Below are 12382 nucleotides of genomic sequence, written 5' to 3' on the forward strand. Positions count from 1 at the left end.
GCTCGCTTTTTTAATATTTTTTTTAAGAGTTCATTATATCCTCTATTTCTTCAACCTCAATTGGAATATTACGCATCAAGTTAAATGGTTCTCCGTTTTTTTGTATGACCAAATCGTCTTCCAAACGAATACCAAAACCTTCTTCAGGAATATAAATGCCTGGTTCTACTGTAAAGACCATGTCTTCTTTCATTGGCTCTGTTAAAATGCCATAATCGTGTGTGTCTAATCCAATGTGGTGTGAGGTACCATGCATAAAGTATTTTTTGTAGGCCGGCCAATCTGGATTTTCGTTTTTAACATCGGCTTTGTCTAGTAACCCTAAATCGAGTAATTCTTTAGTCATTAATTTGCCAACTTCAACGTGGTATTCAGCCCAAAGCGTTCCTGGTACCAATAGTTTTGTCGCATCATTTTTTACACGATTAACGGCATTATATACTTGCTTTTGTCGGTCTGTAAATTTTCCAGAAACAGGAATGGTACGTGACATATCGCTAGAATAGTTGGCATATTCAGCACCAACATCTAGTAAAATTAAATCGCCAGCTTTACACTGTTGGTTATTCTCAATGTAATGCAACACATTCGCGTTATTACCTGAAGCAACAATTGGAGTGTAAGCGAATTTTTTAGAACGGTTTCTTAAGAATTCGTGCATAAATTCTGCTTCAATCTCAAATTCCCAAACGCCAGGTTTTACAAAACCTAAAACACGCCTAAAGCCTTTCTCTGTAATGTCGCAAGCCTGTTGCATTAAATCAATTTCGATTTGATCTTTTACAGAGCGTAAACGTTGTAAAATAGGATTACTTTTAGCGACACGATGTGCAGGATATTTATTTTTTAGCCACTTCGTAAAGCGATCTTCTCTGGTTTCTGTTTCTACATTGGCGCGATAATGTTCATTGGTATTTATATACACCGTTTCGGCTTGCGTCATGATCTCGAACATGATTTTTTCCATCTCTTTTAGCCAATAGACGGTTTTAATACCACTGGTTTCGAAGGCGGCGTCTTTGGTTAGTTTTTCACCTTCCCAAACCGCAATATGATCGTTAGTTTCACTTAAAAACAGAATTTCACGATGCTTTTCATTTGGACAGTCTGGAAACAGTACCAGAATGCTTTCCTCTTGATCCACCCCGCTTAAATAAAAAATATCTCTACTTTGCTCAAAGGGCATTGTGCTATCGGCTCCTATTGGGTAGATGTCGTTCGAGTTAAACACCGCTAAACTTTTAGCTTGCATTTGTGCAGCAAAATTTTTACGGTTTTTTATAAAGAGTTTCGAATCAATTTTATGGTATTTCATTGGATAAGATTTTTATTCATTCTCACGAAAGTGGGAATCTATTTAAACTGTGTTTTATTAATTTGATTTCCGAAAGTAAAAAAGCAGAAACCCCATTATTTAAAGTATTATTTGATTTTTGTAAAAATAACAATATTTATACCGCTAAAAGAAATTCTAGCTAACATTTGTTAATCTCTTTTGTTGATTTTGGTAGAATTCTTACCTTACACGTTTAATCCATATTCTATGACATTCAGATTTCTTTTCCTGTTACTTTTTGCTTTTATTTTTAAAACAGAAGCCCAACAATTGGCTACAACGGCTGATGATTTGCAACAAGCACTCCAGCAGAAAACAAACAATCAAAAGCATTCGCTAGTAAAGAACATTCCTTTTGAAAATATTGGGCCAACGGTTATGAGTGGTCGTGTGGTAGATTTGGCAGTAAACCCAGAAGATCCAACAGAGTTTTATGTGGGTTACGCTTCTGGAGGCGTGTGGTATACTGAAAATAATGGCACTACGTTCGTCCCAATTTTAGACAACTCACAAACACAAAATGTTGGTGATATTGCGGTAGACTGGAAAACAAGAACCATTTGGGTGGGAACAGGAGAGAATAATGCCTCACGATCGTCTTATGCAGGGATCGGGTTGTTAAAATCTACCGATAATGGAGTGACATGGTCGCATATGGGCTTACCAGACTCGCATCATATTGGACGTATTTTATTGAACCCTGGTGATCCAACTGAGATCGTTGTTGGTGTAACAGGTCATTTATACTCTTCAAATAAAAATAGAGGGATTTATAAAAGTAAAGATGGAGGAAAAACCTGGGAGCAAACATTGTTTGTAGATGCTACAAGCGGTATAATTGATCTGCAATATGCGCCTAATAACTTTAATGTGATGTTTGCCACTTCATGGACTAAAGAGAGAAAAGCATGGAATTTTGGTGGTAGTGGAAACAATTCAGCGATTTATAAAAGCACAGATGCTGGCGATACGTGGACAAAAGTATCTACTGAAGCAAGCGGTTTTCCTTTAGGGAACGGTGTGGGCAGAATAGGATTGGCACTTTACGATGATAAGACGATTTATGCCATTCACGATAGTCAATTCCGAAGACCTTCCGAAGAGAAAAAAGAAGACACTAGAGGGCTGCAAAAAGAGGATTTTAAAACGATGGATACTGAAACGTTTTTAAATCTTGAGGATAAAAAGCTCAATGGGTTTTTGAAAACCAATGGCTTTCAAGAAAAATACCGTGCTGAAAATGTAAAACAAATGGTGCGCAGTGGCAATGTGAAACCAGTTGATTTAGCACACTATCTAGAAGATGCTAATACGATGTTGTTTGATACGCCCGTAATTGGTGCTGAGGTTTATAAAAGTACGGATGGCGGAAAGACATGGCAAAAAACACATGAGGGCTATTTAGATGACTTGTATTATAGCTACGGCTATTATTTTGGACATATTTATGTTGCTCCAGATAATAGCGATAACATTTATGTATATGGTGTGCCTATTTTAAAATCTAAAGATGGCGGAAAGACATTTACTTCTATTAGTGCAGAAAATGTACATGCAGACCATCACGCGTTATGGATAAACCCTAAAAACACAAACCACTTGATTAATGGTAACGATGGTGGCGTTAATATTACTTACGACGATGGAGAAAATTGGATAAAAAATAATACGCCAGCGGTTGGTCAATTTTATGCTATTAATGTCGACAATGCGAAGCCATACAACGTTTATGGTGGTTTGCAAGACAATGGCGTGTGGGTTGGTGCGAATAATGCACCAGAAAACAAAGCTTGGCATCAAAGTGGTCAATACCCATGGGAAAGTATTATGGGTGGCGATGGCATGCAAATTGAAATTGATAACCGCAATGCTAATATCGTTTATACAGGGTTTCAGTTTGGGAATTACTATAGACTAAATCGTGGTACAGACGAGCAAAAATACATACAGCCTAAACACGAATTAGGTGAAAATCCGTATAGATTTAATTGGCAAACACCCATTCATTTATCAAAACACAACCAGGATATCTTATACTTTGGGGGTAATAAACTTATGCGTTCTATGGATAAAGGTGACACCTGGAAAGCGATTAGTGACGATTTAACCCAAGGGGGTAAACAAGGTAATGTAGCGTACGGTACATTAACCAGTATTAGTGAATCGCCTTTTGAGTTTGGCTTGCTCTATGTTGGTAGTGACGATGGGTTAATTCATGTTAGTAAAAACGCCGGCGGATCATGGGAGAACATAAGTGAAGGGTTGCCAAAAGACTTGTGGGTGAGTAGAGTTGTTGCTTCAAAACATGATAAAGCAAAGGTCTATGCAACACTAAACGGTTACCGTTGGGATGATTTTAAAGCTTATGTATATGTAAGTTCAGATTATGGAAAAACCTGGCAGGACCTGAGTGACAATGTGCCAGATGCGCCAGTAAATGTTATTCGTGAAGATCCAGTTAGCGATGCTATAGTCTACTTAGGTACAGACAATGGTGCTTACGTCTCTTTTAATGGTGGTAAAACATGGGAAGCCTTTTCAAAAGGATTGCCTGCTGTGGCAGTGCATGATATCGTGATTCAGGAAGGTGCTAATGATTTATTAATAGGAACACACGGTCGGAGTATTTACAAAACGAATATTGAACCATTACAAAAAATGAATGGTGCTGAAATGAACTCGCCTATCACCTTATTCGCTATTGAAAATATTAATCACAGCAACCGTTGGGGAAATAGCTGGAGTAAATGGATGCAGCCCTATGAACCAGCGACCACAATTAAGTTATATGCCAATGCTTCAGCAAAAAAAACAATTGAAATTCGAAGTGATCAAAATTCTGTTTTACACACTATAGAAGTTGAGTTAGATGAAGGCTTTAATTACATGGAGTACGATTTAAGCATTACCGAAAAAGGAAGAAAAAAGCTGCTAAAAGAAAATACAAGTATTGATGTAAAAAAAGCAAAGAACGATAAATATTATCTTCCTAAAGGGAAGTATTCAGTTTATGTTGATGGTTTTACAACGGGCTTAGAGGTCGAGTAAATACTATTTTCTTATTTTTTTAGTTTTATATCAAAACCCCAAAAGAATGAAAGTTTTAAAAATGATACCAATCCTATTCGTGTTAATAGGGTTAACAGCTTGTAGCGATAATGATGAGCCTGTTCAAAATAACGATACTCAAGCCAATTTAATTATTAAATTTAAGTTTGATTCCTCCCAAGAGCGTTTAAATAATTTGGGTCAGCCAGCAGTTATTCCTTCAGGTAATGCTGCACAGTCACCCGTTTTTGAAAAAATGAGTGCTAATTATATTGAGCTTGCTCCAAACGCAAACACATTGCTAGGGCAAGGTGAGATCATATACAAAGGGTTGGAAACAGAACAGGGAGGAACCATAGCAATAGATTTTCAAAATGCTGATTTCGCCGGAAATAATGAAACGTTTATAACTATTCCGTTAAGCCAAGTTGCTGTAGGAAATTACGATTGGGTACGCGTTTCTTTAGCTTACCAAGAGGGGGATATAGATTTCCTAGCAGAGGATGGTAATGAATATACAGGAACATTAGCCAGTTTTGTAGGCTATAATACTTACATTTCATCTTTGAGTTTAAACAATAGCAATATTGATTTAAATACAAATAAATTGCAAGGATATTGGGCTTTTGAAACTTTAGGCTTAACCTTTCAAGGTCAAGCTCCAGTTGGAGCAACCACAGTACCTAACCCTTTATTTCAAACGTCTCCAATTACTCAAGGCTCGTGTGTGGTTACAGGGCAATTTGAAAATAGCTTTACAATAACAGGAGCTGAAACACAGGATGTCGAGGTGACCTTATCGTTCTCTGTAAATAACAGTTTTGAATGGACAGAGGTTAATGCCGATGGTAAATATGAACCTAGTGCTGGAGAACAAGTGGTTGATATGGGACTTCGAGGATTAATTCCAATGGTTATTAATTAAACCATGGTTAAATAGAACGTTTCTAACTTAAAATATTTTTTGCCAATACACTGGCAACTGTAATCTGATTTCTTTTAGTATTAGACTTGTTTTTTATCTGAATCCACCTAAGACATCCTTTTTAGAAAATAATCTAAAAAACACATTTATTCGTAGCTTATTGTTGAAAATAGCTTTAAACAAAGATTAAACACTTATTTTAATCGTATTTTTATACTAAATAGCCTGCCATAATGTTACTTTCTAACTTGTATAGCGTCTCTACATTTATTGTTGCTGTGGTACTTTTAATATTGGTATTATACAAAATTTTAGTTTCTAAAAAGAAGGATAAACAGCAAGAGATCAACTTGTCCAGTTTAAATGAGTTCTTCGATGCTCATGCCCTTTCAGTATTACACAGAAATCAATATGAAGTTACAGCCATATTAGGTTATTTTGCTATGGCTTTATTTGATAAATATAAAACCAAAGAAGTGTTGTGGGATATTATTGAAAACTGTATTTCTAAGTTAAAACTTGAAGATTGTGTGTTGTATCTTTTAGATGAAAAACAACAAGAATTATGTCAGGTTGCCGCTTTTGGCAATAAGCTAAAAGGAGAAAAGGAAATTCTACTCCCAAAACAAATTCCAGTTGGTAAAGGTATCGTTGGCAGTGTTGCAAAAACCGGCAAATATGAATTAATTAAAGATACAACTAAAGATGCTCGTTACATTGTTGATGATAAAAAGAGAAAATCTGAACTGACAGTTCCAATTTATCTAGAAGAAAAATTAATAGGTGTCTTAGATGCCGAGCATTCAAAAAGGTTTTTTTTTACAGAGAGTCATCTGTATCTATTTCAGCTTATAGCGAAATTGACTGAGAAAAAATTACTACAACTAGATCAAAAAAAAGCATTAAATATCACCGAGGATAATGCGTATTATAAACAGGTATGTTATTTGATGGAGAAAGAAAAGATATACCACAATCCTGATATAAAGTTGATTACTGTTTCAGAAAAAATACAAATCAGTACCAATTATCTTTCTCAGATAATCAATACGCTAAGTGGTCATAATTTTTCAGATTTTGTAAATGCGTATCGTATTGATGAGGTGAAATCAAAATTAACCGATTCTGACTTTTTAGGATATCCTATGTTATCTATTGGTCTGGAATCAGGTTTTAATTCTAAATCAGCTTTCTACAACGCTTTTAAAAAGCATACAGGAATGACACCCACTGCCTTTCAGGAAAAACACCCTTAATCGTCCTGATTCTTTTAGTTTAAATAGTACAGGACGCTCATACGCTTCGTTTCTTCTAGGTTTGCATCGTTATTAATTAAAAAATAAAAATGATGAAAACAAAATTTAAATTAGCATTATGGGTAGGATTACTAGTCTTTAGTTTCTCATATGCAAACGAAAAGAACATTGAAGGATTTTCCAGAACTGAAAAACCAGTAGCAACAAAAACATTAACGAATTGGGTAGCAAGGCATGGTATGTCCTCAAAACAATATCAGGATAATTTTAGTAAATTAAATAATAAAGGGTTTCGGTTGACCGCTGTAGATGGTTATTTGGTAAATGGTAAGATTTATTATGCGGCTTTGTGGGAAAAAGGAAATACATCTGGGTTAGTTGCAAGACATGGGTTGACAGGAAAGCAGTACCAGGATGAGTTTAATGAATGGAGTGGAAAAGGCTACCGATTAATACATGTAGATGGCTACTCAGATGGAAATCAAGCAAGATACGCCGCCATTTGGCAAAAAGGAAGTCAAGCTGGTTTAAAGGCAAGACATGGCATGACTGGAAAACAATATCAAGATGAATTTAGTGCAAACCACAAAGCAGGATATAGATTAATTCATGTTAGCGGCTATGGCGTAAAAGGTAAGGTGTATTATGCTGCTATTTGGAAAAAAGAAAAAAACAATAATTACATTGCCAGACATGGCTTAAGTAGTCAACAATATCAGGAGGTGTTTAGTGATTATTCTAAAAAAGGATTTAAACTAACACAAGTGGATAGTTATGATGCAGATGGTAAAGTGTATTATGCTTGTATTATGGAAAAAGTATCGGGAAGATATAGTGCACGTCATGGAATGAATAATACTAACTACCAGCTGCAATACGACAATCATCACTATCAGGGCTTTGTTCCCATTAGTGTTAGTGGTCATGATGCAGGGAAAGGAGCAGGATACGCAGCCTCTTTTAAAGCGGTTGGTGGATGGAAATATGCAGACGTAAAACAACTGGATGCAAAGATTAAAGCAGTACAAAAAAAGTTTAAGATTCCTGGTGTTTCTATCGCCATAGTAAAAGATGGAAAATTAGTCTATGCAAAAGGCTATGGCTATGGCGAGAAAGATGAAAAAGAAATTGCATCGGCAACCAGTTTGTTTCGTTTGGCAAGTGTATCAAAACCAATTACCAGCGTTGCTATTATGAAACTTGTAGAACAAGGAAAAGTAAAGCTGTCAGATAAGGTATTTGGTACTGGAAAGATACTAGGGACGACATACGGGACAAAGGCTTATGGCAATAGAGAAAAAGAAATTACAGTGCAACACCTTTTAGAACATATTGCAGGAGGTCATTCGTGGGATAATAATATGACTCCGAAAAATGTGGATACCTGGAGTGCAGCAATGCAATTGACTAAAGAAGAAAGCTACGCAGACTTATTTAAAAGAATTTTAGATGATAGAAATCCAACACACACGCCTGGGACTTTTTATGAGTATTCAAATTATGGATACTGCGTGTTAGGGCGCATTATAAGTAAAAAATCTGGCTTATCGTATGAAAGTTATGTAAAAAATAATGTTTTGAAACCTTGTGGAATAAGTAAAATGCAAATTGGTCCTAGTGATAAAACAGATCGTGTTTACAAAGAAGTAGCGTATTATAATACAGAAGGTAATCCCTATAACTTAAAAATGCGTAAAATGGATGCGCATGGCGGTTGGATTGCCTCGTCTGTAGATTTAATGCGATTTATGGTTCGTGTGGATGGGCAAAATTCTAAAAAGGATATTATTAAAGAATCCTCTTTTAACACCATGACCACCTCTACTTTAAACAATGGATATGCTAAAGGATGGGGCGTTAATAGTTCGGCGTCAAGAATGTCTCATGGCGGAGGAATGTCAGGAACCAGTACAGCTTTAAAGAAAATGAATAACAGCATTAGCTATGCAATTCTTTCTAATTCGACTGGGAATGGAGATGGTCAAGGAGGTGCTTTGACAACAGCTATAGAAGAAGGGATTAATGCCATTGGGGCATGGCCAAATTTGGATTTATTTTAATCCAAGTGAAATTAGAATATAAAGTCTTTTTTTAAGATAAAAGCATCGGTTCCATACTCGAATTGATGCTTTTTAATTTCCAAGTTTTAAAGGTTATTCGATCTTAGTTTTAATTTAACTTATACCCATTCTAAATTTCAACGAAAACTGTATTTAAAATTTGTTTCACCAGCTAACAGGGGTTATCTTTGTGCAACAAATAATTAACTACATACATAATGAGCGGAATTTTAAATTCGTCAATAGGAAGAAAGTTTGCCATGGCACTTTCGGCACTCTTTCTAATGGTTTTTTTACTTCAACATTTTGCAATTAATATTCTATCGGTATTTAGCCCAGATGCTTTTAACGAAGCGTCTCATTTTATGGGTACGTTTTGGGCGGTGCAGTATTTATTGCAACCTGTATTAATTTTCGGAGTTATTTTTCACTTCGTTATGGGTTTTGTTTTAGAGATTAGAAACAATAAGGCCAGACAAATTAGCTATGCTAAAAATAATGGTGCAGCGAATTCAACATGGATGAGCCGCAATATGATTTGGAGTGGTTTGGCGATTTTAGCTTTTATAGTACTACATTTTATTGATTTTTGGTTGCCAGAGATAAATACAAAATATATAGAAGGTGATATGACAGGATTATTGCCAAATGGCGATTTTCGCTATTATGAAGAACTAACTCACAAATTTGTAAACCCAATTAGAGTTGGTGCTTATGTACTTGCGTTTGTATTCTTAGCGTTACACTTATTACATGGTTTCAATTCGGCATTCCAGTCGGTTGGAGCAAACAACAAATACACAAAAGGATTAAAAGGATTTAGTAAAATTTATGCCATTGGAATTCCATTAGGATTCATCTTTATTGCATTGTTTCATCATTTTAATCACTAAATAACAGAGAGATTTATGGCTTTAGATTCTAAAATACCTCAAGGTCCAATTGCAGACAAGTGGACCAATTATAAAAATCATATCGATTTAGTTAACCCTGCTAACAAACGTAACATTGATGTTATTGTTGTTGGTACAGGTTTAGCTGGTGGTTCTGCTGCAGCAACTTTAGCAGAACTTGGATATAACGTAAAAGCGTTCTGTTTTCAAGATTCCCCAAGACGTGCACACTCTATTGCTGCCCAAGGGGGAATTAACGCAGCTAAAAATTACCAAGGCGATGGCGATTCAACGTATCGTTTATTTTATGATACTGTAAAAGGGGGTGATTACCGTTCGCGTGAAGCAAACGTGTATCGTTTAGCTGAGGTTTCTGCAAATATTATCGATCAATGTGTTGCACAAGGAGTTCCGTTTGCTAGAGAATATGGTGGATTGTTAGATAACCGCTCGTTTGGTGGGGTTTTAGTATCAAGAACCTTTTATGCTGCAGGACAAACAGGGCAACAATTACTATTAGGGGCTTATTCTGCTATGAACCGTCAAATAGGCCGTGGTAAAATTAAAATGTACAACCGTCACGAAATGTTAGACGTTGTAAAAGTTGATGGTAAAGCACGAGGGATTATAACACGTAACTTAATCACTGGAGAAATCGAACGTCATTCTGCTCATGCAGTAGTGCTTGGAACAGGTGGTTATGGTAATGTATTCTTTTTATCAACAAATGCGATGGGAAGTAATGTAACCGCGGCATGGAAAGCGCATAAGCGAGGTGCATATTTTGCAAACCCATGTTATACGCAAATTCACCCCACTTGTATTCCTGTTTCGGGAGACCACCAGTCTAAATTAACTTTGATGTCTGAGTCACTTAGAAATGACGGACGTATCTGGGTGCCAAAACATAAAAAAGACGTTGAGGCGATTAGAAATAAGACCTTGAAACCAACACAACTCGCTGAAGATGATCGTGATTATTACTTAGAGCGTCGTTATCCTGCGTTTGGTAACTTAGTGCCACGTGATGTAGCGTCTCGTGCAGCAAAAGAACGTTGTGATGCTGGTTTTGGTGTAAATGCAACGGGAGAAGCGGTATATTTAGATTTCGCTTCAGCCATTGAACGTTATGGAAAAGAACAAGCACATGTTAAAGGATTAAATGAAAATGATGCAGTTTTAGTTAAGAAATTAGGTCAGGAGGTTGTTAAAAATAAGTATGGAAACTTATTCCAGATGTATGAGAAAATCGTAGATGAGAATCCATACGAAACACCAATGATGATTTATCCTGCCGTGCATTATACCATGGGAGGTGTATGGGTTGATTACAATTTAATGACAACGGTACCTGGCTTATATGCCATAGGCGAAGCGAATTTCTCAGATCACGGTGCAAACAGGCTGGGTGCTTCGGCATTAATGCAAGGTTTAGCCGATGGTTATTTTGTATTACCTTATACGATTGGAGATTATTTATCTAATGATATTCGTACAGGACCAATTTCAACGGACACAAAAGAATTTGAAGACGCTGAAGCTGAAGTACGAAAAAACATTGATCACTTAATTAATAATAAGGGGTCGCATTCAGTAGATTATTTCCATAAAAAATTAGGGAAAATCATGTGGAACAAATGTGGAATGGCTAGAAATGCTGAAGATTTAAAATCAGCTATTACTGAAATTTCAGACTTGAGAGCAGAATTTTGGAAAGACGTTCGCGTACCTGGAACAGCTAACGAATTCAACGAAGAATTAGCAAAAGCTGGTCGTGTGGCTGATTTCTTAGAACTTGGCGAACTGTTCGCTAAAGATGCTTTAGAAAGAGAAGAATCTGCGGGAGGTCACTTTAGAGAAGAATATCAAACTCCAGAAGGGGAAGCGATGCGTCGTAAAGAATTCCAGTACGTTTCTGCATGGGAGTACAAAGGAGAGCCAAAAGATGCTGTGCTTCATAAAGAAGCGTTGGCATACGAGAATATAGAAGTTAAAGAAAGAAGTTATAAATAAAGAAAAGCTATGAATTTAACGTTAAAAATTTGGCGTCAAAAAGATGCTAACGATAAAGGAAAAATGGTTGATTATAAAATCAGCGATATATCTCCAGATATGTCTTTTCTTGAAATGTTAGACGTCTTAAATAACGAATTGATTGAAAAAGGAGATGAACCTGTATCTTTCGACCATGATTGTCGTGAAGGGATATGTGGCTCGTGTTCACTATATATAAACGGCGAGGCGCATGGTCCAGATCGGGGTATAACTACTTGTCAGCTGCACATGCGTATGTTTAAGGATGGTGATACCATTTTTATAGAGCCCTTTAGAGCAAAAGCGTTTCCTGTAATAAAGGATTTAGTAGTTGATAGAACTGCTTTTGATCGCATTCAACATGCAGGAGGATTTATTTCTGTAAATACGTCAGGAAATACCATTGATGCGAATACCATTCCAATTAACAAAGAAGATGCAGATGAAGCTTTTTCTGCGGCAACCTGCATTGGTTGTGGTGCTTGTGTTGCTTCTTGTAAGAACTCTAGTGCGATGTTATTTGTAGGGGCTAAAGTCTCTCAATTTGCATTATTACCACAGGGTCAGGTAGAAGCTACAGATCGTGTTTTAAACATGGTAAAACAAATGGATGATGAAGGTTTTGGTAACTGTACTAATACTGGAGCGTGCGAAGTGGAATGCCCTAAAGGTATTTCGTTAGAAAATATTGCACGTATGAATCGTGAGTATTTAGCAGCCAGCTTAAAAGGATAATATTTGTGTTCTAAGAGTAGTCGAAGAATCGTAATTAAAAAAAAACCCAAGTTTAAACACTTGGGTTTTTTATTACATTTACATAAAAATAAATA

The 12382-nt window shown here is 36.3% G+C and carries 8 protein-coding genes; 7 read left to right on the forward strand and 1 reads right to left on the reverse strand.

What is annotated here, in order from left to right; all coding sequences use genetic code 11:
* Positions 1-22: 22 nt before the first annotated feature.
* Positions 23-1315 carry an aminopeptidase P family protein gene (locus GQ46_RS10955; RefSeq protein WP_044401739.1) on the reverse strand — a complete coding sequence of 431 codons (1293 nt, stop codon included), beginning with the start codon at positions 1313-1315 and terminating at the stop codon, positions 23-25.
* A 228-nt stretch (positions 1316-1543) separates the two neighbouring features.
* On the opposite strand from GQ46_RS10955, the gene GQ46_RS10960 reads away from it, so the two are divergent.
* The 7 genes from GQ46_RS10960 to GQ46_RS10990 all read left to right on the forward strand — a co-directional run bounded on the left by GQ46_RS10960 (position 1544) and on the right by GQ46_RS10990 (position 12287).
* Positions 1544-4384 carry a glycosyl hydrolase gene (locus tag GQ46_RS10960; RefSeq protein ID WP_044401743.1) on the forward strand — a complete coding sequence of 947 codons (2841 nt, stop codon included), beginning with the start codon at positions 1544-1546 and terminating at the stop codon, positions 4382-4384.
* Positions 4385-4430: 46 nt separating this feature from the next.
* Entirely contained in the window at positions 4431-5309 is an 879-nt protein-coding gene (locus GQ46_RS10965; protein WP_052503462.1) for a hypothetical protein, read from the forward strand.
* A 233-nt stretch (positions 5310-5542) separates the two neighbouring features.
* Positions 5543-6565, forward strand: a complete 1023-nt coding sequence (locus GQ46_RS17175) for a helix-turn-helix domain-containing protein (RefSeq protein ID WP_052503463.1) — start codon at positions 5543-5545, stop codon at positions 6563-6565.
* 89 nt (positions 6566-6654) lie between these two features.
* Positions 6655-8625 (forward strand): serine hydrolase, encoded by a 1971-nt coding sequence (locus tag GQ46_RS10975; protein ID WP_082041747.1) that lies wholly within the window; start codon positions 6655-6657, stop codon positions 8623-8625.
* A 218-nt stretch (positions 8626-8843) separates the two neighbouring features.
* Positions 8844-9518, forward strand: coding sequence for a succinate dehydrogenase cytochrome b subunit (locus GQ46_RS10980; RefSeq protein ID WP_044401747.1), 675 nt, complete (start codon positions 8844-8846; stop codon positions 9516-9518).
* 15 nt (positions 9519-9533) lie between these two features.
* Positions 9534-11531: a fumarate reductase/succinate dehydrogenase flavoprotein subunit gene (locus GQ46_RS10985; RefSeq protein WP_044401750.1), complete on the forward strand. Its 1998-nt coding sequence runs from the start codon at positions 9534-9536 to the stop codon at positions 11529-11531.
* Between the two features lie 9 nt (positions 11532-11540).
* On the forward strand, positions 11541-12287 hold the full coding sequence (locus GQ46_RS10990) for a succinate dehydrogenase/fumarate reductase iron-sulfur subunit (protein WP_044401753.1): 747 nt from the start codon (positions 11541-11543) through the stop codon (positions 12285-12287).
* Positions 12288-12382: the final 95 nt, after the last annotated feature.

It is taken from the genome of Lacinutrix sp. Hel_I_90, from assembly GCF_000934685.1.
GTDB lineage: Bacteria > Bacteroidota > Bacteroidia > Flavobacteriales > Flavobacteriaceae > Lacinutrix.